Here is a 20126-nt window from a genome sequence, read left to right as displayed (position 1 = left end):
AAAGAGGAGATTCACCATGTCCACCATTCTGGCCATCATCGCCTGCCCGCAGCGGGTAGCGCAGGGCCAACTCGCCGCCGAAGCGCTACGCAAGGCCGCCACCCAGGCCGGCCACCAGATCAGTATTGAAATCCGCAATGCGCAGGGGGTGCAGGGCCTGCTGGACGCCGGCCGCATCGCCAGCGCCGACGCGGTGGTGGTGATCGCCGAAGGCGACGCCGACCTGGCCCGTCTGGGCGGCAAGCCGGCCCATCAGGCCACGCTGGAAGCGGTGCTGGCCGACGCCGGCGCGGTGATAGGCAAAGCGCTGGGCGCGCACGAGCCGGTCACCACGCTGCGCATCGTCGCCATCACCTCATGCCCGACCGGTATCGCGCACACCTTCATGGCCGCCGAAGGCCTGACCCAGGGCGCGCAGCAACTGGGTCACCAGATCAAGGTCGAGACCCAGGGCTCGGTCGGTTCGCAGAACGCGCTCACCGCCAGCGACATTGGCGATGCCGACCTGGTGGTCATCGCCGCCGACACCCAGGTCGACCTGTCGCGTTTCGACGGCAAGCGCGTGTTCAGCAGCGGCACCAAGGCCGCCATCAATGACGGTCAGGCGCTGATCAAGCGTGCACAGATCGAGGCCCGCGCACATGCCTCCAACGGCAAGGCGGCCGCCAGCGCTGCGGCCAACGTTGCCGCCACGTCGGAACGCAGTGGCGCCTACAAGCACCTGATGACCGGCGTGTCGTTCATGCTGCCGTTCGTGGTCACCGGTGGTCTGCTGATCGCACTCGGCTTCGCGCTGGGCGGCATCTACGTTTACGAAGACGCGTTCAAGGGTACCCTCGGCTGGACGCTGTTCACCATCGGCGCCAAGGCCTCCTTTGCACTGATGGTGCCGATCCTGGCCGGTTACATCGCCTACTCCATCGCCGACCGTCCCGGCATCGCACCGGGCATGGCCGGCGGCATGATCGCCAGCTCGATCGGTTCCGGCTTTCTCGGCGGCATCGTCGCCGGTTTCATCGCCGGTTACGCGGTGAAATACCTGAACGAGAAAATCCAGCTCGGCCGCAACTTCGACGGCCTGAAGCCGGTGCTGATCCTGCCGCTGCTGGGTACCACCATCGTCGGCCTGCTGATGTACTACGTGCTGGGCCAGCCGGTGGCCGTGGCACTCAATATCGTCACCGAATGGCTGAAGGGCCTGCAGGGCTCCAGCGCACTGGCACTGGGCATGATCCTCGGCGGCATGATGGCGTTCGACATGGGCGGCCCGATCAACAAGGCGGCCTACACCTTCTCCACCGGCCTGCTCGCCAGCCAGGTGTACGCGCCGATGGCGGCGGTGATGGCCGCCGGCATGACGCCGCCGCTGGGCATCGCGCTGGCCGCGCTGCTGTTCAAGAACCGCTTCTCCGCCGATGAGCGCGAAGGCGCCAAGGCCGCCGGCGTGCTGGGTATTTCCTTCATCACCGAGGGCGCGATCCCGTTTGCCGCCAAGGACCCGCTGCGCGTGATCCCGGCGCTGGTGGCCGGCTCGGCGCTGGCTGGTGCCATCTCCATGGCGGCCGGTTGTGAGCTGCGCGTACCGCACGGCGGCGTGTTCGTGCTGCCGATCCCGAATGCGGTGACCAACCTCGGCATGTACCTGGTGGCACTGGCGGCCGGTACCGCGCTGACCGCCGTGCTGCTCGGCGTACTGAAGAAGGCGCGCACCGACTGAGCGCCACCTGACGATTACTCTCCCTTGCTTGCGTTTTGCAGCCGGGCTGACCGCCAAACGCGGTCAGCCCGTTATTTTATTAGCTATGCTCCAGACAGGGACGGCGCCGGACACGCGCTGATCGTGCCGCCGGGCCGGCAACAGCACAGCCGGTGCGACAGAAAACTATGACCCGCCTGTTTAAGAACGCATAATTGGCACCATATGGCATGGATTACCATCCCAGATCCGGCTGCAGGCCGCCATGTTCCCACCTGCAGCGGCTACCCACCACTGGTGCGCACTACCCCGCGTGCCGCAGCCACGCCACAGGAGATCCTGCGTGAGTAACGACAGCCAAAAAAACGATGCCGTAACCCAGTACAAAGCGCCGGCATCGACCCGCATCCGCGAGCGCATCCGCCAGTCGCGGCAGCGTTTCCACGCCAATGACAATATCGCCGCCTTCATCGAACCGGGCGAGATGGAAGAACTGCTGGACGAAGTGCAGGACAAAATGAAAGCGGTGCTGGAAAGCCTGGTCATCGATACCGACAGCGATCATAACACCCAGGACACCGCGCGCCGCGTCGCCAAGATGTACCTCAACGAGGTATTCAAGGGCCGTTACATCGCCGAGCCGCCGGTCACCGAGTTTCCCAATGCAGAGCATCTCAACGAGCTGATGATCGTCGGCCCGATCACCGTGCGCAGCGCCTGCTCGCACCACTTCTGCCCGATCCTCGGCAAGTTGTGGATCGGCGTGATGCCGAACGAGCACTCCAACCTGATCGGCCTGTCCAAGTATGCGCGGCTGGCGGAATGGATCATGAGCCGCCCGCAGATCCAGGAGGAAGCCGTTATCCAGCTGGCCGATCTGCTACAAAACAAAATGAACCCGGACGGTCTCGCTATCGTGATGGAAGCCGACCACTTCTGCATGAACTGGCGCGGCGTGAAGGACATGGAATCGAAGATGATCAACAGCGTGATGCGCGGCTCGTTCCTGAAGAACCCGGACCTGCGCCGCGAATTCCTGGCGCTGCTGCCCAACAAGAAAGCCTGAGGAAACTGTCATGCTCGTTCGTCTGCTCTACGCCAGCCGCGCCGCCCAGCCCTACAGCGCGGAAGTGCTCGACAACATCCTCGCCCAGTCCCACAAGCACAATCCGGAGCGCGGCCTGACCGGCATCCTGTGCTATAGCGGCGACATCTTCATCCAGGTGCTGGAAGGCGGCCGCGCCGAGGTGTCCTCGCTGTACAACAGCATTGTGCGCGATCCGCGTCACCAGAATGTCGAGCTGCTGCACTTCGAGGAAATTCGCGAGCGCCGCTTTGCCAACTGGACCATGGGTCAGGTCAACCTGGCCAAGGTCAACCCGTCGCTGCTGCTGCGTTTTTCCGAGAAACCGCTGCTGGACCCGTTCAGCGTGCGCGGTTCGGCGTCGATGGCGCTACTGGAGGAGCTGATCGCCACCGCCGCCATTGTCGGACGCTGTCACTGAGCCACCAGGCCTGCCCATACCGGCAGGCCTTTTTTATGCACACTGGCAACAGTGCAGTGCAGCACCAATTGCCAAAATTCTGTCAAACGTGTAATACAGTAGCAATGTGCAGCCGTTTTAATCGGTGGCACTGTCCAGTAGACAATTCGGAGAAACGCCATGGCACGCTTTCATCCCAGATCCGATTTCGTACAGGTCCGCGCTGAAATGCGCAGCAATGAACTGACTGGCAAGCCGATGCCGCGCACCAGTCCCAGCGACATCCGCAACGCCAACGCCCGGCGCGAGATCGAACGGCGCCGCCTGGAACGCGAGTCCCGCGAACAGTAGCCGGCAAAAAAGGCGCCTGAATCGATCAGGCGCCTTGTTTTTTGGAGTGTCGCGCGGGCTTAGCGGGTCTGGCGCCAGCCGTTGTACAGCGCCAGCAACAAGGTCAGCAGCAGGAAGGCCCCCACCCAGAACGGCATCGACTGGCCAAGGAAAGTCCAGTCGATCTGCGCACACTCGCCGCTACCCTTGAATACCTTCTCCAGCACCTGGGTCATCGGCAGCGTTTCCAGCATGAAATCCAGCCCCGGCCCGCACGCCGGCACCTGCTCCGGTGGCAGGTGCTGCAGGTATACCTGCCACGCCGACACGCTGCCCCCGGCCACCGCCGCCACGGCGATCAGCAGTGACCACAGTTTTGCGGCCAACCTTTGCGGGTTGAAGATGGCGGCCAGCAGCGCCAAGCTGCCGACGGCAATCACGCCGATGCGCTGGAAAATGCACAGCGGGCACGGTTCCAGCTCCAGCACATACTGCGCATACAGGGCATAGCCCATCGCGGCGGCACACATTACCGCAATCACGCCATACAGCTGGCGTCGCGTCAGAAAACTCATTGATGACCCCTTGGTAGTAACCATGCCGCCACGGCGGCGGCACGGGAGTGAATCGGACTAGCGTCCGGACAAAAAATTCATGATTTCGTTTTTTTTGGCAAACGCATCCTTGTAGCCCAACTCGACCAGTTCCTTGCCGTACGCCGGATGGAACAGCAAATAGCTGGCCAGCGCCGAGCCGCGCTGCCGCATGGCGCCGGCACCGCGCAACAGGAAGCGCATCGTCGCCGGGAAGCCATCGAAATGGCGGTGGGCAATGCTGTCCAGCGAGACGCTCGGCGAAATATTGAACACCTCGACCCGTTTCAGCGCGGTGTTGTGGTTGCGGGTGTACTCGTCCAGCAGCGACACGGTGTGGTTGACGCGCGCCAGCCGTTCCATGTCCGCCGACAGACTGTCCATGAAAATGCTATCCAGCAGGTGACCGAAGATCTGAGCCAGGCTGGGCGCGGTCGCTTGCTGCGCATGCCGCCGTTCGGCGTGCCGCTCCTGGTGGTTGACCAGATTGATCACGAACAGCCGTTCCGCGCCGAGGTGCAGCGCCGGCGACAGCGGCGCCATCTGACGGATGGCGCCATCGCAATAGTGGCGGCCGTCCACGCGCGCCGAGGGGAAAAGTAGCGGAATCGCCGAGGTCGCCATCAGGTGCTCGATGCTGAGGCGCTCACGTTGGCCGCAACGCTGGTGGCGGTGCCACGGCTCGAACTGTTCGCTGCCCTCGAAAAAGCTCACCGACTGGCCGGTGGTGTAACAGGAGGCGGTCAGCGCCAGTGCGCGCAGCGCGCCGCTCTGGATGGCAGTCTCGATGCCTTCCAGCTGCACCGTGCGCGTCAGGTAGTGGTACAGCGGACGGTTATCGAGAAAGCTGGGCGGCGTGTGCACCAGCTTGCCGCCGGTCAGCAGCGAGCCCCCCCACTGCAGGAAGGCCTTGACGAAGTATGGTGCGTCAACGCGATAGACGTCCTCCACCCGCACCGACTGCCACATCCGCACCAGGTGCGCGGTAGTGCGGCGGAAATGCTGCGCGCCGGCGGCAAGGCCGACGGCATTGATGGCGCCGGCAGAGGTGCCGCTGATGACCTGGAACGGGCTGGCCGCATGGCGCGGCAGCATGCGGGCCACCGCCATCAGCACCCCGACCTGATAGGCTGCCCGCGCGCCACCGCCGGCCAGCACCAGACCCACGACAGGTTTTGTCATGCCCTGCCCCCTTGTCAAAACACGCCCGTAGCCGGGCGCCGAAACGGGTGCCGCACCGGGCGCGGCACCATTGGATTGCGCTTGTTAGCTCGCGCTTAGGCCTCGCCGGCCACCATCATCGACGACAGCAGCACCGAACCCATATGACGGCTGCCGCGGCGATCGATATCGTCACCGACGGCGTCAATCTGCTTCAGCATGTCGCGCAGGTTGCCGGCGATGGTCAACTCTTCCACCGGGTAGGCGATGACGCCGTTTTCGACCCAGAAGCCGCTGGCGCCACGCGAATAGTCGCCGGTCACCATATTGATGCCCTGCCCCATCAGCTCGGTGACCAGCAGGCCGCTGCCCATGCGTTGCAGTATCGCGTCCAGGCCGCCGGCCAGTGTTGGCTTCACCGCCAGATTGTGCGGGCCGCCGGCGTGACCGGTGCTTTGCATGCCCAGCTTGCGCGCCGAGTAGCTGCCGAGGAAGTAGCCCTGCAGCACGCCGTTGTCCACCAGCCGCCGCTCTCGCGTCGCCACCCCCTCGTCGTCGCAGCAACCACTGGCCAGGCCGCGCAGCACGAACGGGTCTTCGTCGATGGTGATGATGTCGGCGCAGACCTCGGTGCCGAGCGAATCGAGCAGGAAGCTGGATTTGCGGTACAGGCTGCCGCCGCTGACCGCCTGCACCAGGTGGCCGAGCAGCGAGCCGGCAATCGGTGCCTCGAATACCACCGGGTACTGCCCGGTCTTGATGCGGCGACCGTCGAGACGGCGCACGGTGCGCTCGCCGGCGATGCGACCAACGTTGGCCGCGGACAACAGATCATCGGCGCAGCGCGCGGCGCTGTACCAGTAGTCGCGCTGCATCGCGTCGGCGCTCTCGGCGATTACCGCCGCCGACAGGCTGTGGCGCGAGGTGGTCTGGCTGCCGATGAAGCCGTGACTGTTGGCGTAGCAGTGTCGGGTGGCGTGGGTGGACACGGTGCCGCCTTCGGAATTGCGGATGCGGGCGTCCACCGCGCGCGCGGCAGCCTCGCATTCGCGTGCCAGCTCGATCGCGGTTTCCACCGGCAGATCCCACGGGTGGTAGAGATCGAGATCGCGATCCTGCTCTGCCTTCAGCAGCAGCGCCGGATCGGCCAGCCCGGCGCAATCGTCGGCGGCGGTATAGCGCGCAATGTTCAGCGCGGCATTGACGGTGTCCTGCAAGGCGACGTCGGAAAAATCGGAGGTGCTGGCGTGGCCCTTCTTCTGGCCCAGATACAGCGTGATCGAGACGCCCTTGTCGCGGTTGTACTCGATGGTCTCCACTTCCGCTAGGCGCACCGACACGCTATGGCCGCAGCCTTCGGAGATGTCGGCTTCCGCGGCGGTGGCGCCGCCGGCGCGCGCCAGCTCCAGTATCCGGCTGGCGATGGACTCCAGCTCGGGTGAGCTGTAGGAAAAAATCTGTTCTGACATAGCAGCCTTCTTCATCTGTCAACGATAGCGCCACGGAATGGCACGGTGATCGGCCGTGGCTTGTGCTTTTCCGGTATCATACCAGCTTGAAACCGTAACCAAGCCTTACCATGCCTGAATACCATAATGATGGCGCTGATGCGCTACCTGCCAGCAAATCGCAACGCAAACGCGACATGGATGCGCTGCAGGACATCGGCCGCGCACTGACTGAACTGCCGGCCGCCAAACTGAAGAAAATGAATCTGGACGACGGCCTGCTGGTCGCCGTACTCGATTTCCAGAAAATCACCGCCAACGGCGCCAAGCGCCGCCAGCTGCAGTACATCGGCAAGCTGATGCGCGACATCGATCCGGAGCCGATCGAACAGCAACTGGCCGCGCTGCGCGGCGATTCCAGTGCCCATACCCGCTGGCTGCACCTGCTGGAGCGCTGGCGCGAACGGCTGGTGGAAGACGACAGCCACGTGCAGCAGTTGATCAACGACTTTCCGCAGCTGGACGTGCAGCAGCTGCGCACCATGGTGCGCAATGCCCGCAAGGAGCGCGAGGAAAGCAAGCCGCCGAAAGCCAACCGCCAGGTGTTCCAGCTGCTGAAAGAGCTGATTCCGGAACAGGGCAAGCCGGCCAATAGCGACGACGAGCAAGACGACACGCAGGACGAGTGAACATGAGCATCAAGATCGGTCTGGTTTCCATTTCTGATCGTGCCAGCCAGGGCATTTATGAAGACAAGGGCATTCCGGCATTGCTGGACTGGCTGAGTCTGGCCATCGCCACGCCGTTCAGCACCGAAACCCGGCTGATCGCCGACGAGCAGGCGCTGATCGAAGCTACGCTGCGCGAGCTGGTCGACGACGTCGGCTGTCACCTGGTGCTCACCACCGGCGGCACCGGCCCGGCGCCGCGCGATGTCACGCCGGAAGCCACGCTGGCGGTTGCCGACCGGGTGATGCCCGGCTTTGGCGAGCAGATGCGCCAGGTCAGCCTCAAGTTCGTGCCGACCGCGATCCTGTCACGACAGGTGGGCGTGATCCGCAAGCAGAGCCTGATCCTGAACCTGCCCGGTCAGCCGAAGGCGATCCGTGAGACGCTGGAAGGCCTGCGCGACGGCGAGCAGGTGGTGGTACCCGGCATTTTTGCCGCGGTGCCCTACTGCCTGGACCTGATCGGTGCGCCTTGGCTGGAAACCCGTGATGCGGTGGTCAAGGCCTTCCGTCCGAAATCCGCGGTCAAGCCCGGCGCATGAGTTATTGCCCGCCACGCTGGCTGCTCGGCAGTCACCTGCAAACCATCTGGCCGGCGCTGTTTCTCAAATCACAACCACCCGCCTATCGCCGCGAGGTCTGGCCGACGCCGGATGGCGGCGAGATCGCCGTCGACTATGTCGATGGTGATGCCGGCGCGCCACTGGTGGTGCTGTTTCACGGTCTGGAAGGCAGTAGTCACAGCCACTACGCCAGCGCACTGATGCACGCGGTCAAGGCGCGCGGCTGGCGTGGTGTGGTGCCGCACTTTCGCGGCTGTGGCGGCCAGCCCAACCTGCTGCGCCGCGCCTACCATGCCGGCGATGCCGCCGAGATCGACTGGATATTGCAGCGACTGGCGGTCGGCAATGCGCTGCTGTTTGTCGCCGGCGTGTCGCTGGGCGGCAACATGCTACTGCGTTACCTCGGCGAGCACGGCGCCCGTGCGCTGCCACAGGCGGCGGCAGCGATCTCGGCGCCGCTGGATCTGGCGGCGGCCAGCACCTGTCTCGATAGTGGCTTCGGGCGCCATGTCTACACCCGCATGTTCCTCAATACGCTGAAGCCGAAATCGCTGGCGCAGCTGGCGCAGCACCCGGACCTGTTCGATGCCGTGGCGGTACGCAACAGCAAGACGTTCGTCGAGTTCGACAATCTGGTCACCGCACCACTGCACGGTTATCGCGACGTGCAGGATTACTGGCGCCGCGCCAGCAGCAAGCCGCTGCTGAAGGATATCGTGCGGCCAACCCTGGTGCTGAATGCGCGCAACGATCCGTTTCTGCCAGTGTCGGCGCTGCCCGGCAATGGCGAAGTCAGCCCGGCGGTGACGCTGGAACAGCCGGAGCATGGTGGCCACGTCGGCTTCGTCAGTGGCCGCTTCCCCGGCCACCTGCAGTGGCTGCCGCAACGGCTGCTGACCTTTTTCGATCTTCACCTGCCGGGCAGTACCGGCACCGACTGAAAGACAATCCGCATGTCCGACATTCTCAACAAAATCTGCGCCACCAAATTCGAGGAAGTGGCCGCCCGCTCGGCGCAGCAGTCGCTGGCCAGTGTGCGAGCCGCAGCCGAGGCCAAGCGCGGCGACCACCGCGACTTCGTGGCCGCCATCCGCAGCAAGCATCAGCAGCAGCTGGCGGCGGTGATTGCCGAGGTGAAAAAGGCCAGCCCCAGCAAGGGAATCATCCGCGCCGATTTCGACCCTGCCGCGATCGCCAGCAGCTACGAAGCGGCCGGTGCCGCCTGCCTGTCAGTGCTGACCGACGCACCCTACTTCCAGGGGCACGAGGACTACCTGATCGCCGCCCGCGCCGCCTGCAACCTGCCGGTGTTGCGCAAGGATTTCATGGTCGATCCGTATCAGATTTACGAAGCGCGCGCCATCGGCGCCGACTGCATCCTGCTGATCGCGGCGGCGCTGAGCCTGTCGCAGATGCAGGATTTCGAGGCGCTGGCCCACGAACTGGGCATGGCGGTGCTGGTGGAGGTGCACGACGCGGCAGAGCTGGAAGCGGCGCTGCAACTGCGCACGCCGTTGGTCGGCGTCAACAACCGCAATCTGCGCACCTTCGAGGTCAATCTCGACACCACGCTGCAATTGCTGCCGATGATCGGCAATGACCGCATCGCCGTCACCGAAAGCGGCATCGTCACCCGTGACGACGTGCAGCGCATGCGCGATCACGAGGTGCACACCTTCCTGGTTGGCGAGGCCTTCATGCGCGAAAGTGACCCGGGCACCGCCCTGCAGCAGCTGTTTGCCTGAAGCGCAGCACGACATCAAAAAACCGGCTCCGCGAGAGCCGGTTTTTTTATGACATGTCGTTCGGGGTCGGTGGTGGTGCCGGCGACACTCTCCCTGATGCATGGCGGCGATTGCTGCTCACGCCAGCCCTGGCTAGAAGCAAGGGCGCTGTCCGTCGGTTTTTCGGACACTACCGGCGCCACTTTCAATGCGCGTCTGAGCTTGCGGCCAACGTTGGCCGCAAGGTCACGGCTAAGCCGGAGGCGTGGTGGCTTCGTCCGTGCCGGCCCCTATCCCGCCATCGGCCTTCGTCGCAGTAGTCGGTCCCTCGCCCGCCGTGGCTGCTGGCGCCGTACTGGCTTGCTGCAATAGCTGCCACACCTCCTCGCGGCTGCTGATCGCCTGCTCAAGGCGTTCGTTCAGCACCGCCAGCAAGCGTTCCTGCTCCACGATCCTTGCCTGTAGCCCCGCCATGGTCTGTGCCTGTCGCGCGCTCTCCTGCTCCTGCTGTCGCAGGGCACGACTGGCGGCCAGCAGCTCGGCGCCGGTGCGGGCGCTGTCCTGATACAGCCGAGTCAGCTCGTCCTGCTTGACGATCAAGGTCTGGCCGAGGGTGCGCAGCTCGGCCTGCAGTTGCTGCACCTGCTGCTCGTGGCGGCGTTGTTCCTGATCACGCTGCTCCTTCGCCGATTGACGGTAGTGCTCCAGCGCTTCGCGTGCATGTTGATGCTTTTCCTCCAGAGACACGCGGTGCGCCTGGTTTTCTGCCAGCCGTTCTTGCAGGCCGATGATCTGCTGTTGTTGCTGACCGTCGCGTAGCTGCGCCGCCTGCAGCGCCAGGCGGGTGGCGGCGTGCGCCTGCTGCTCGACCGCCAGCGTCTGGCTCACCTGCTGCAGCTGCTGCTGGCAAACCTCGGCTTGCGCGGTGGTCTGCGCCAGTTGCTCGCGACACTGCGCCAGCTGTGCGGCCGACTCCGCCGCCATCGCGGCAATGCGCTCGTCGGCCTCTTCGTGCAGGCGGGCGGCCAGCCGACCGATCAGCTCCTGGATGGCCTCGCTGACGGCGACCTTTGCGCCGCCGCCGGTGCCCTCTTCCTCTTCCAGCTCTTTCAGGTAGCGATGAATGGTGGTCTTGGAGCCGGTGTTGCCGAGTTCGGAGCGGATGGCGTCAATCGACGGATTGCGCCCCTGCGCCAGCAGATTATCCCTGGCACGCAGGACTTCCGATTTGTAGATGCCGCTTCTGGCCATGCTAAGCTCCGCTGAAATTTGATACGTATTACGTACCATGATAATACATACCAATTATAAAATTAAATTTTTCAAATTTATAAGAATAAAAAGCGTGATAATCATGAATTATCACGCCTTGATGTTATCGAACCACCAGAATCGGCCAAACTGCGTACGTTTCACTGCTGCACCGCCTGCCACGGGCAAAATGCCTCAAAAAATTCGCGACACAAACGACACGATCGGCAGCACAAGCGCCCCCCCATCTACTCATGACCAGTTGCGGCCAACCCTTGCGCAGCCGCAGCCGGCAGCGCTGCTATAATTCGCCGCCGCCCCAAGTGGCCGCGTCAACCGCAGCAGACCCAAGCAGCACATAGCCCGCCACCTCCCGAGCCCGTTGTCACCATGGAAAAAATCGCCCACTATCTCGCCGCCGCCACCCGCGACAACACGCGGCGCAGCTATGCGGCCGCCATTCGTCATTTCGAGGTGGAATGGGGTGGTTTCCTGCCGGCCACCTCCGACAGCATGGCGCGCTACCTAGCGGACCATGCCGAGACGCTATCGGTGAACACGCTGAAGCAAAGGTTGGCCGCACTGGCGCAGTGGCACCAGCAACAGGGCTTTCCCGATCCGACCAAGGCGCCGGTAGTGCGCCAGGTGCTGAAGGGCATCCGCGCGCTGCATCCGACACAACAGAAACAGGCGCTGCCGCTGCAAATCCGGCAGCTGGAACAGCTGGTTGCCTGGCTGGATGCCGGCATCGAACAGGCAGCACGGCAGCAGGATCACGCTGCTCGCTTGCGCTGCCGCCGCGACAAGGCCTTGTTGCTGCTCGGATTCTGGCGCGGTTTTCGTGGTGACGAGCTGCTGCGCCTGCAGATCGAAAACATCGAACTCGTCGCCGGTGAGGGCATGAACTGTTTTCTGGCGCAATCGAAGAGCGACCGCCAGCTACAGGGGCGCGTGTTCCGGGTGCCGCAGCTGTCGCGGCTATGCCCGGTTAGTGCCTACGGCGAATGGCTGGCCGATAGCGGGTTGCGCGAGGGCGCGGTGTTTCGCGGCATCAGCCGCTGGGGCGTGATCGGTGTGGACGGCCTGCACATCAACAGCCTGATTCCGCTATTGCGCCGGCTGTTTACCGCCGCCGGGCTGCCGGAGGCGGCGCGCTTCAGCGGTCACTCCTTCCGACGCGGCTTTGCCAACTGGGCGAGTGCCAGCGGCTGGGATGTGAAGACGCTGATGGCCTACGTCGGCTGGAAGGACATCCAGTCGGCGATGCGCTATATCGACGCCGCCGATCCGTTTGCGCGGCAACGCATCGAACGCAGCCTGCCGTCGCCTCTGACCTTGTCGCCGCAAGCGGACTGAGCCGGCGCAGGGCAACAAAAAAGCGGACACCGAGGTGTCCGCTTTTTGCTGACGTGCCGCGTTGCTCAGCGCGACTTCACGAACGGCACGCCGATCGCCTTCGGCGCCACCGCCTTGCCCATGAAGCCAGCCAGCAGCACCACCGTCAACACGTACGGAATCGCCTGGATGAAGGCATCCGGAATGTTGCCGATCAGCGGCAGCGCCGAGCCTTGCAGCCGGATCTGGATCGCGTCGGTAAAGGCGAACAGCAGGCAGCCGGACACCGCCGCCCACGGCCGCCACTTGCCGAAGATCAGCGCCGCCAGCGCGAGGTAGCCCTTGCCGGCGGTCATGTCCTGGATGAAGGCACCGGTCTGCGCCAGCACCAGATAGGCACCGGCCACGCCGCACAGGGCGCCGCTGATGCTCTGCGCCAGATAGCGCACCAGCTTGACGTTGATGCCGGCGGCGTCGGCGGCGTGCGGGTTTTCGCCCACCGCGCGCAGGCGCAGGCCGAAACGGCTCTTGTACACCACCCAGCTCACCACCACGATCACCAGCACCGCCAGATACACCAGGATGTTGTGGCCGAACAGCGCCTTCAATGGCGCCGAGGCGGCAATGGCGTCGGCAAACGGCAGCTCGACGCTGCGAAAGCGCGCCGCGTCGTCCAGCGTCGGCGTGCGGCCGCCCTGCTGGAACCAGGCCAGCGCCAGCACCGGCGTCAGGCCGGACACCATCATGTTGAGCGCAACGCCGGAAATCAGCTGGTTGCCGTTGTAGCCGATCGACACGATGCCGTGCAGCAAGGCCACCATCACCCCGGCGGCCATGCCGGCGGCGAGGCCGGCCCACGGCGACTGCATCATGTAGGCGACGCAGGCGGCGGCAAACGCGGCGGCCAGCATCTTGCCTTCCAGCGCCAGATCGACAATGCCGGAGCGCTCGGAAAACAGGCCGGCCAGCGCCGCCAGCACCAGCGGGGTGGCGACGCGGATGGTGGCGTCCAGCACACTGAAAAAGCTGTCCATGTCAGCGTCTCCTTATCGTTTCATCATCTGTTTGAACGCCAGCGCCAGCGGGGTCTGGAACAGGTTTTCCAGCGCACCGCAGAACAGGATGATCAGGCCCTGGGTCAGGATAATCATCTCGTGGGTGATTGCCGGCTTCTCGAAGGACAGGTCCAGGCCGCCCTGGGTCAGCGCACCGAACAGCAGCGCCGACAGCAGGATACCGAACGGGTGGTTGCGCCCCATCAGCGCCACCGCGATGCCGACAAAACCGATGCCGTTGGTGAACGCCAGGTTCATGCGGTGGGTGGAGCCGAGCAGCTCGTTGACCGCTGCGAGGCCAGCCAGCGCGCCGGAGAAGCACATCGCCACGATGATCACCTTGGACACCGGCATGCCGGCATAGCGCGCCGCCTTCTCGTTGAGGCCGACGGTGCGCAGCGCATAGCCCCAGCGGCTGCGCCACACCATCAGGTAGAACACCACCAGCGAAATCAGCGCCAGGAAGAAGGTCGCGTTCAGCGGTGTCTGCGGCAATTCGACGCCAAGGTTGGCCGCAAGCTCGTGCAGCATCGGAATCCACGCCGATTCGGCGAACAGCCGTGTCGCCGGCGTCTGCGAACCGGGCATGATCAGCTTGTCGACCAGCAGCCAGGTCATCAGCGCACTGGCGATGAAGTTGAACATGATGGTGGTGACCACGATGTGGCTGCCACGCTTGGCCTGCAGGTAGCCGGGAATGAACGCCCACGCCGCGCCGAACACCATCGACGCCAGCAGCGCCAGCGGGATCACCACCCAGCCGGGCAGGAAATCCAGCCCCAGGCAGATCAGCGTCACGCCGAGGCCGGCGAGATACATCTGCCCCTCGCCGCCGATGTTGAACAGGCCGGCGTGGAACGCCGCCGCCACCGCCAGACCGGTAAAGATGAAGCTGGTGGTGTAGAACAGCGTGTAGCCGATGCCTTCCGGATAGCCGAAGGCGCCGTTGATCATCAGTTGCAGACACTCGACCGGGTCTTCGCCGATCAGCGTAATCACCAGCCCGGACACCAACAGTGCCGCAAACAGGTTGAGTACCGGCATCAGCCACAAGGTGGCCCAGCGCGGCAGGTTACTTGGCTGGCTCATTTATGCCCCCCCATCAACAGGCCCAGTTCGGTGGCGCTGGCTTGCGCCGCCGGCAGCTCGCCGCTGACGCGACCGGCGTTCATCACGATTATGCGGTCGCTCAGCGCCAGGATCTCGTCCAGCTCCACCGAGACCAGCAGCAACGCCTTGCCGGCGTTGCGCAGGGCCATGAGTCGTTTGTGTATGAATTCGATGGCGCCGATGTCGACGCCCCGTGTCGGCTGGCCGATCAGCATCAGCTGCGGATCGCTGTCGATCTCGCGCGCCAGGATCACCTTCTGCTGGTTGCCGCCGGAGAACAGGCCGCTGCGGCGGAAGGCGTTGGCCGGGCGCACGTCGAACTCGCTGATGAAATGGCGGCAGCGTTCGATGATCGCCTTGCGGTTGAACAGCAGGCCGCGCTGGATCGCCGGATCGTCGTGATAGCCGAGGATAGCGTTCTCATAGGTGGAGAAATCCTTGATCAGCCCTTCGCGCGAACGGTCTTCCGGCACGTGCGCGATGCCGAGGCGACGATAGGCGGCCGCCTTCGGCTCGCGCGTTTGCAGCGTGGTCAGCTCGGTGCCGTTGTAGTGCACCGAGCCGGCGCTGGCCTCGCGCATGCCGGACAGGATTTCCAGCAGCTCGGACTGGCCGTTGCCGGAAACGCCGGCAATGCCGACGATCTCGCCCTCGCGCAGCTCGAAGCTGACGTCGTCCAGCAGCTTGACGCCGCGCGCGTCGGTCAGCGACAGATTGCTCACCTGCAGTACCGTCTTGCCCGGCGTGGCTGGTGCCTTGTCCAGCTGCAGGTTGACCTTGCGGCCAACCATCAGGTCGGCGAGGTCTTCCTTGCCCACTTCGGCGGTGACCACGTTGCCGACGATCTCGCCGGCGCGCATCACGGTGACGGCGTCGGTGATGTCCAGCACCTCGCGCAGCTTGTGGGTGATCAGCAGTACCGTTTTGCCCTGCGCCTTGAGCAGGCCGAGGATGCGGAACAGGTCGTCCGCCTCCTGTGGTGTCAGCACCGCGGTCGGCTCGTCAAGGATCAGCACGTCGGCACCGCGGTACAAGGCCTTCAGGATTTCCACGCGCTGCTGCTCGCCCACCCCCAGCTCACCGACAATGGCGTCCGGATCGACCTGCAGACCGTAATCGCGGTTCAGCGTGGCCAGGTGCGTGCGGGCAGCCAGCATGCTCTGCTTCAGCGCGATACCCTGCTCGGCGCCGAGCACGATGTTTTCCAGTACGGTAAAGGTGTCCACCAGCATGAAGTGCTGGTGCACCATGCCGATGCCGCGGGCGATGGCGTCGTGGCTGTTGCGGATGCGCACTTCCTGCCCGTTCAGGCGGATGCTGCCGGAATCGGCCTGGTAGTAGCCGTACAGGATGCTCATCAGCGTCGACTTGCCGGCCCCGTTTTCGCCGATGATGCCGTGGATACTGCCCTTGGCGACGGCGAAGGAGATGTTCTTGTTGGCGTGGACTTCGCCAAAATACTTGTTGACGCCAGTCAGCTCGATAGCGAGTTCGGCCATATTGATTCAGCTCTCGATCAATACTCATCCCGGCATGGCCTGCAAAACGGCAGCACACGAAAGAGCGCGGCAAGCAGGAAACCTGCTTGCCGCGCGGGTCGTCCGGGATTCAGACGATTAATAACGAATGGTTACTGTACCGGGCAGCTGTTGCCAGCACGGTAGTCGACCACCTTGATCTTGCCGGCCACGATGTCTTTCTTGGCCTGGGTGATCTTGGCTTCCATGTCCTTGGAGATCAGCTTGCGGTTGTTGGCGTCCACAGCCCAATCCACGCCACCTTCCTTCAGGCCCATGGTCACCAGACCCGGCTTCCAGCTGTTGTTCTTGCCGGACATCATGATGTCGTAAACGGCATTGTCGACGCGCTTCAGCATCGAGGTCAGCACGAAGCCCGGGAACAGGTGGTTCTGGTTGGAGTCCACGCCGATACCCAGCTTGTTCTTGTCCTTGGCCGCCTGCAGCACGCCCATGCCGGTACCGCCGGCCGCGTGGAAGACCACGTCGACGCCACGGTCAAACTGGCTGCGTGCCAGCTCGCCACCGCGTGCCGGATCGTTGAACGACTGCGGCGTGGTGCCGGTCATGTTGGAGACCACTTCCACCTTCTTGTTGGCCGCCTTGGCGCCCTGGGTGTAGCCGCAACCGAAGGCACGGATCAGTGGCACGTCCATGCCGCCGATGAAGCCAACCTTCTTCGACTTGGAGGCCATGCTGGCCGCCATGCCGACGAGGTAGGAGCCTTCCTGTTCCTTGAACACGATCGACTGCACGTTGGCGCCCTTGGCCACGTCGTCAACGATGGTGAACTTCACTTTTGGGAACTCGGCGGCAACGGTCTGCACTGCTTGGGTAAAGGAGAAACCCACGGCCACGATCAGGTCGACGTTGCGACGCGCCAGGTTGCGCAGCACCTGCTCTTTTTGAGCTTCGTTGGCGATCTGGGCTTCGCGGTAGGCGATGCCGGTAGCCTTCTTGAAGCGTTCGGCGCCGGTGTAGGCCGCTTCGTTGAAGCTCTTGTCAAACTTGCCAGCCTGGTCGTAAACCACGGCCGGTACAAATGCCCAGCTTGCGGATGCCGTCATCAGCATGACAGCAGCGGCAATACCCCGTTTTTTGGAAATTTGCATGAGATGTTTCCCTCAATGTGCGTGTAGTTACAACGAACGGGTCATGGTAACCATAATTGGTTCGGCATGCGCGCGCCATTCGTTGTGCATGTCGGCGAGCACGGGCGCCGGCATCAGCCAGCCGTGGCCCGATTTGCGACAGGGGCGTGATTATAAGCACAGTCACAAAAAGTTATTAGCAAAAAAACGGCCACCACGGACAGATTACGCGCAATGCGTAAAACGGCGCGGCCGGCACGCCACATTCACAACGCCAATTGCGCGCAAAGTGTAGACAGCGCGCTGCACACCGACTGTTGGCGGATGGCGGCGCGATCGCCGGTAAAGTGTTGCGTGTATGTCAGCGGCTGCGGCAGCGCCAGCCCGGCCAGCGCAAAACAGACGGTACCGACCGGTTTGTCGGCGCTGCCGCCGTCGGGGCCGGCGATGCCGCTGACCGCCAGCGCCCAGTGGCAATCGGCCAGCCGCAACGCACCGCTGGCCATCGCCGCCACCACCGGCTCGCTGACCGCGCCGTGCTGCAGCAACAGCTGCGGCGGCACCCCCAGCAGGCGCTGCTTGGCGTCATTGCTGTAGCTGACGATGGCCATGTCGAACCAGCCGGAACTGCCGGCGGTAGCGGTAATTGCCTGCGCGATGCCGCCGCCGGTGCAGGACTCGGCGGTGGTCACCTTTTCGTCGCGCGCCAGCAACAGCTCGCCAAGCCGGGCCGCCAGCTGTAATTCATCCATGAAAGCGCTCCTGGAAATGTCGCATCAGGCCGCTGGTGGAGGCGTCGTGGGGAGCAGAGGCCTTGCCGCCCATCTCCGTCAGCAGCTGTGCGGCCAACTGTTTGCCATACTCCACGCCCCACTGGTCGAAGGAGTTGACCCCCCAGATCACGCCCTGCACGAACACCTTGTGCTCGTACAGCGCCAGCAGCATGCCTAGTGTATAGGGGGTGAGCCGATCCAGCGCCAGGGTGTTGGACGGCTGGTTGCCGGGAAACAGCTTCTGCGGCAGCAGCATGTCCAGCTCATCGCCCGGCAGGTGCGCCATCTCGCGCAGCACCTCGGCCTCGCTCTTGCCGCGCATCAGTGCCTCGGTCTGCGCCAGGCAGTTGGCAACCAGCACTCGATGCTGGTCGCCCTGCGGGTAGTGCGAATTCAGCGGCAGGATGAAGTCGCAGGGCACCAGGCGCGTGCCTTGGTGCAAGAGCTGGAAGAAGGCATGCTGGCTGTTGACGCCCTCCTCGCCCCAGATTACCGGCCCGGTGTCGAAATCCAGCCGCTCGCCGCAACGGCCGACGCGCTTGCCGTTGGATTCCATGTCCAGCTGCTGGATGTGCGCCGGCAGGCGGCGCAGGCCGTGGTCGTAGGGCATGATGGCGTGGGTGTGCGCACCATAGAAGGTGTTGTACCAGATGCCGAGGAGCGCCAGCAGCACCGGCATGTTGCGCGCGAACGTCGCGCTGAAGAAGTGTTCGTCCATCGCCGCGCCGCCGGCCAGAAACTGACGGAACTGATCCGGCCCGATCGCTAGCATCACCGGCAGCCCGATCGCCGACCACACCGAGTAGCGGCCGCCGACCCAGTCCCAGAAGCCGAACATGTTAGCCGCATTGATGCCGAACGCCTGCACCGCCGGGCGGTTGCTCGAAATCGCCACGAAATGCCGCCCCACCGCCGCGTCGCCGGCGGCAGCCACCAGCCAGCGACGGGCGGCGTGGGCGTTGAGCAGCGTTTCCGGGGTGGTGAACGACTTGGAGGCGACGATGAACAGCGTGGTCGCCGGCTGGCACTGTTCCAGCGTTTGCGCCAGATGCTGGCCGTCGACATTGGAGACGAAGTGGACATTCAGTCCCGGCTGGCAGTACGGGCGCAGCGCCTCGTGCACCATCAGCGGGCCAAGGTCGGAACCACCGATGCCGATATTGACCACGTCGCGGATGGGCTGGCCGTCGTAGCCGCGCCAGTCGCCGCTGCGCACCTGCTCGGCAAAGCGGTTGCAAGCCGCCAGCACCTGCTGCACTTCATCCACCACGTTGACGCCGTCCAGCAGCACGCTGTTGCCAGCTGGCTGGCGCAGCGCGGTGTGCAGCACCGCGCGCTGTTCGCTGACATTGATGCGCTCGCCGTCACGCATCCACTGCAGCCACTGCTTGAGGTTGGCCGCATCGGCCAGCTCCAGCAGCAGCTCGACGGTGCGGTCAGTGATGCGGTTCTTGGAGTAGTCCAGCAACAGACCGTCCAGCTCCAGCGAATAGCGGTAAAAGCGCTGCGCATCCTGCTCGAACAGCTCGCGCATGTGCACGTGGCGGGTGGCGCGCTGGTGCTGGTGCAGCCGCGCCCACACCGGCGTGCTGTTGATCGCGGCGTGGCGCTGGCGCGCCATCTGCTCGAGGAAACTGCTCATCTCGGGCATCGCCTTACACTTTGAGGAAGTGTTCGCGGTAATAGCGCAGTTCCTCGATCGACTCAAGGATGTCTGCTAGCGCTTCGTGCTTGCCCTTCTTCACCACGCCCTTGGCGATGTCCGGACGCCAGCGCTTGCACAGCTCTTTCAACGTCGATACGTCGAGGTTGCGATAGTGGAAGTAGCGCTCCAGCTCCGGCATCCAGCGCGCCATGAAGCGGCGATCCTGGCCGATGGAATTGCCGCACATCGGCGACACGCCCTTGGCGATGTATTCCTGCAGGAAGGCCAGCAGCTGCTGCTCGGCCTCGGCCTCGCTCAGCGTCGACGCCTTGACGCGGGCGGTGAGCCCGGTCTTGCCGTGGGTATTGGTGTTCCATTCGTCCATTGCGGCCAACGTTTCGTCGCTCTGGTGCACGACCAGCACCGGTGATTCGGCGACCACGTTCAGCTGGCTGTCGGTGACCACCATCGCGATTTCGATGATGCGGTCGGTGTCTGGTTCCAGCCCGGTCATTTCCATGTCCAGCCAGATGAGATGCTTGGGATCTTGCGGCATAATGCTCGTCTCTAACGAAATGCAGGCATTTTCCTTTAATAACCGCCCTTGGGCAAACCTGGCTCG

The 20126-nt window shown here is 64.1% G+C and carries 20 protein-coding genes; 9 read left to right on the top strand and 11 right to left on the bottom strand.

What is annotated here, in order from left to right:
- The first annotated feature begins 16 nt into the window (after positions 1 to 16).
- The 4 genes from PQU89_RS04545 to PQU89_RS04530 all read left to right on the top strand — a co-directional run bounded on the left by PQU89_RS04545 (position 17) and on the right by PQU89_RS04530 (position 3531).
- On the top strand, positions 17 to 1717 hold the full coding sequence (locus tag PQU89_RS04545; RefSeq protein WP_272764808.1) for a fructose-specific PTS transporter subunit EIIC: 1701 nt from the start codon (positions 17 to 19) through the stop codon (positions 1715 to 1717).
- Positions 1718 to 2039: 322 nt separating this feature from the next.
- Positions 2040 to 2762 (top strand): GTP cyclohydrolase I, encoded by a 723-nt coding sequence (gene folE, locus PQU89_RS04540; RefSeq protein WP_272757429.1) that lies wholly within the window; start codon positions 2040 to 2042, stop codon positions 2760 to 2762.
- A 10-nt stretch (positions 2763 to 2772) separates the two neighbouring features.
- The gene (locus tag PQU89_RS04535) at positions 2773 to 3201 is read left to right on the top strand and encodes a BLUF domain-containing protein (protein WP_047965385.1); all 429 of its coding nucleotides are present in this window, start codon (positions 2773 to 2775) and stop codon (positions 3199 to 3201) included.
- A 207-nt stretch (positions 3202 to 3408) separates the two neighbouring features.
- Positions 3409 to 3531: a hypothetical protein gene (locus tag PQU89_RS04530; RefSeq protein ID WP_272757430.1), complete on the top strand. Its 123-nt coding sequence runs from the start codon at positions 3409 to 3411 to the stop codon at positions 3529 to 3531.
- 59 nt (positions 3532 to 3590) lie between these two features.
- Here PQU89_RS04530 and PQU89_RS04525 read toward each other — a convergent pair whose 3' ends face one another.
- The 3 genes from PQU89_RS04525 to pmbA form a co-directional block, all read right to left on the bottom strand.
- Positions 3591 to 4085 carry a disulfide bond formation protein B gene (locus PQU89_RS04525; RefSeq protein WP_047965386.1) on the bottom strand — a complete coding sequence of 165 codons (495 nt, stop codon included), beginning with the start codon at positions 4083 to 4085 and terminating at the stop codon, positions 3591 to 3593.
- 57 nt (positions 4086 to 4142) lie between these two features.
- Positions 4143 to 5285, bottom strand: coding sequence for a patatin-like phospholipase family protein (locus PQU89_RS04520; RefSeq protein WP_272764807.1), 1143 nt, complete (start codon positions 5283 to 5285; stop codon positions 4143 to 4145).
- A gap of 95 nt (positions 5286 to 5380) precedes the next feature.
- Entirely contained in the window at positions 5381 to 6733 is a 1353-nt protein-coding gene (pmbA, locus tag PQU89_RS04515; RefSeq protein ID WP_272764806.1) for a metalloprotease PmbA, read from the bottom strand.
- A 110-nt stretch (positions 6734 to 6843) separates the two neighbouring features.
- On the opposite strand from pmbA, the gene yjgA reads away from it, so the two are divergent.
- Genes yjgA through trpC form a run of 4 tightly spaced genes read left to right on the top strand, consistent with a single transcriptional unit; the run spans position 6844 to position 9748 of the window.
- Complete coding sequence (gene yjgA / locus PQU89_RS04510; protein ID WP_272764805.1) at positions 6844 to 7401, top strand: ribosome biogenesis factor YjgA; 558 nt, start codon at positions 6844 to 6846, stop codon at positions 7399 to 7401.
- A gap of 2 nt (positions 7402 to 7403) precedes the next feature.
- Positions 7404 to 7982, top strand: coding sequence for a molybdopterin adenylyltransferase (mog, locus tag PQU89_RS04505; protein WP_272764804.1), 579 nt, complete (start codon positions 7404 to 7406; stop codon positions 7980 to 7982).
- On the top strand, positions 7979 to 8944 hold the full coding sequence (locus tag PQU89_RS04500; RefSeq protein ID WP_272764803.1) for a YheT family hydrolase: 966 nt from the start codon (positions 7979 to 7981) through the stop codon (positions 8942 to 8944). Before mog ends, PQU89_RS04500 begins: the two co-directional genes overlap by 4 nt.
- 12 nt (positions 8945 to 8956) lie before the next feature.
- Positions 8957 to 9748 (top strand): indole-3-glycerol phosphate synthase TrpC, encoded by a 792-nt coding sequence (gene trpC, locus PQU89_RS04495; RefSeq protein WP_272764802.1) that lies wholly within the window; start codon positions 8957 to 8959, stop codon positions 9746 to 9748.
- Positions 9749 to 9979: 231 nt separating this feature from the next.
- On the opposite strand, the gene PQU89_RS04490 is transcribed toward trpC, so the two are convergent.
- Positions 9980 to 10978 (bottom strand): DNA-binding protein, encoded by a 999-nt coding sequence (locus PQU89_RS04490; protein WP_272764801.1) that lies wholly within the window; start codon positions 10976 to 10978, stop codon positions 9980 to 9982.
- A gap of 390 nt (positions 10979 to 11368) precedes the next feature.
- Between PQU89_RS04490 and PQU89_RS04485 the strand changes: the two genes are divergently transcribed.
- Positions 11369 to 12334, top strand: coding sequence for a site-specific integrase (locus PQU89_RS04485; RefSeq protein WP_272764800.1), 966 nt, complete (start codon positions 11369 to 11371; stop codon positions 12332 to 12334).
- Between the two features lie 65 nt (positions 12335 to 12399).
- Here the strand turns inward: PQU89_RS04485 and PQU89_RS04480 are convergent, their stop codons facing one another.
- The 7 genes from PQU89_RS04480 to orn form a co-directional block, all read right to left on the bottom strand.
- Positions 12400 to 13347 carry an ABC transporter permease gene (locus tag PQU89_RS04480; protein ID WP_272764799.1) on the bottom strand — a complete coding sequence of 316 codons (948 nt, stop codon included), beginning with the start codon at positions 13345 to 13347 and terminating at the stop codon, positions 12400 to 12402.
- Positions 13348 to 13359: 12 nt separating this feature from the next.
- Positions 13360 to 14457: an ABC transporter permease gene (locus PQU89_RS04475; protein ID WP_272764798.1), complete on the bottom strand. Its 1098-nt coding sequence runs from the start codon at positions 14455 to 14457 to the stop codon at positions 13360 to 13362.
- Positions 14454 to 15977 carry an ABC transporter ATP-binding protein gene (locus tag PQU89_RS04470; protein WP_272764797.1) on the bottom strand — a complete coding sequence of 508 codons (1524 nt, stop codon included), beginning with the start codon at positions 15975 to 15977 and terminating at the stop codon, positions 14454 to 14456. Before PQU89_RS04470 ends, PQU89_RS04475 begins: the two co-directional genes overlap by 4 nt.
- Before the next feature lie 131 nt (positions 15978 to 16108).
- Positions 16109 to 17062: a BMP family lipoprotein gene (locus PQU89_RS04465; protein ID WP_272764796.1), complete on the bottom strand. Its 954-nt coding sequence runs from the start codon at positions 17060 to 17062 to the stop codon at positions 16109 to 16111.
- A gap of 290 nt (positions 17063 to 17352) precedes the next feature.
- Positions 17353 to 17838 carry a CinA family protein gene (locus PQU89_RS04460; protein WP_272764795.1) on the bottom strand — a complete coding sequence of 162 codons (486 nt, stop codon included), beginning with the start codon at positions 17836 to 17838 and terminating at the stop codon, positions 17353 to 17355.
- Positions 17831 to 19480, bottom strand: a complete 1650-nt coding sequence (pgi, locus tag PQU89_RS04455; RefSeq protein WP_272765000.1) for a glucose-6-phosphate isomerase — start codon at positions 19478 to 19480, stop codon at positions 17831 to 17833. Before pgi ends, PQU89_RS04460 begins: the two co-directional genes overlap by 8 nt.
- A 34-nt stretch (positions 19481 to 19514) precedes the next feature.
- A complete protein-coding gene (gene orn, locus PQU89_RS04450) occupies positions 19515 to 20060 on the bottom strand; it encodes an oligoribonuclease (RefSeq protein WP_272764794.1) in 546 nt (181 codons plus the stop codon).
- Positions 20061 to 20126: the final 66 nt, after the last annotated feature.

This window comes from Vogesella indigofera, from assembly GCF_028548395.1.
Lineage (GTDB): Bacteria > Pseudomonadota > Gammaproteobacteria > Burkholderiales > Chromobacteriaceae > Vogesella > Vogesella indigofera_A.
Note: the sequence above shows the minus strand (reverse complement) of the source record. Positions and strands in the feature narration are given on the sequence as shown.

Excerpts from the sequence above, each read along its gene's own strand:
- yjgA (WP_272764805.1), top strand. The coding sequence starts at position 6,844 with ATGCCTGAATACCATAATGATGGCGCTGATGCGCTACCTGCCAGCAAA.
- PQU89_RS04470 (WP_272764797.1), bottom strand. The coding sequence starts at position 15,977 with ATGGCCGAACTCGCTATCGAGCTGACTGGCGTCAACAAGTATTTTGGC.
- PQU89_RS04465 (WP_272764796.1), bottom strand. The coding sequence starts at position 17,062 with ATGACGGCATCCGCAAGCTGGGCATTTGTACCGGCCGTGGTTTACGAC.
- PQU89_RS04520 (WP_272764807.1), bottom strand. The coding sequence starts at position 5,285 with ATGACAAAACCTGTCGTGGGTCTGGTGCTGGCCGGCGGTGGCGCGCGG.
- PQU89_RS04530 (WP_272757430.1), top strand. The coding sequence starts at position 3,409 with ATGCGCAGCAATGAACTGACTGGCAAGCCGATGCCGCGCACCAGTCCC.
- PQU89_RS04460 (WP_272764795.1), bottom strand. The coding sequence starts at position 17,838 with ATGGATGAATTACAGCTGGCGGCCCGGCTTGGCGAGCTGTTGCTGGCG.
- PQU89_RS04535 (WP_047965385.1), top strand. The coding sequence starts at position 2,773 with ATGCTCGTTCGTCTGCTCTACGCCAGCCGCGCCGCCCAGCCCTACAGC.
- PQU89_RS04525 (WP_047965386.1), bottom strand. The coding sequence starts at position 4,085 with ATGAGTTTTCTGACGCGACGCCAGCTGTATGGCGTGATTGCGGTAATG.
- PQU89_RS04490 (WP_272764801.1), bottom strand. The coding sequence starts at position 10,978 with ATGGCCAGAAGCGGCATCTACAAATCGGAAGTCCTGCGTGCCAGGGAT.
- pgi (WP_272765000.1), bottom strand. The coding sequence starts at position 19,480 with ATGGCGCGCCAGCGCCACGCCGCGATCAACAGCACGCCGGTGTGGGCG.
- PQU89_RS04545 (WP_272764808.1), top strand. The coding sequence starts at position 17 with ATGTCCACCATTCTGGCCATCATCGCCTGCCCGCAGCGGGTAGCGCAG.
- mog (WP_272764804.1), top strand. The coding sequence starts at position 7,404 with ATGAGCATCAAGATCGGTCTGGTTTCCATTTCTGATCGTGCCAGCCAG.
- PQU89_RS04475 (WP_272764798.1), bottom strand. The coding sequence starts at position 14,457 with ATGAGCCAGCCAAGTAACCTGCCGCGCTGGGCCACCTTGTGGCTGATG.
- orn (WP_272764794.1), bottom strand. The coding sequence starts at position 20,060 with ATGCCGCAAGATCCCAAGCATCTCATCTGGCTGGACATGGAAATGACC.
- pmbA (WP_272764806.1), bottom strand. The coding sequence starts at position 6,733 with ATGTCAGAACAGATTTTTTCCTACAGCTCACCCGAGCTGGAGTCCATC.
- PQU89_RS04500 (WP_272764803.1), top strand. The coding sequence starts at position 7,979 with ATGAGTTATTGCCCGCCACGCTGGCTGCTCGGCAGTCACCTGCAAACC.
- trpC (WP_272764802.1), top strand. The coding sequence starts at position 8,957 with ATGTCCGACATTCTCAACAAAATCTGCGCCACCAAATTCGAGGAAGTG.
- PQU89_RS04485 (WP_272764800.1), top strand. The coding sequence starts at position 11,369 with ATGGAAAAAATCGCCCACTATCTCGCCGCCGCCACCCGCGACAACACG.
- PQU89_RS04480 (WP_272764799.1), bottom strand. The coding sequence starts at position 13,347 with ATGGACAGCTTTTTCAGTGTGCTGGACGCCACCATCCGCGTCGCCACC.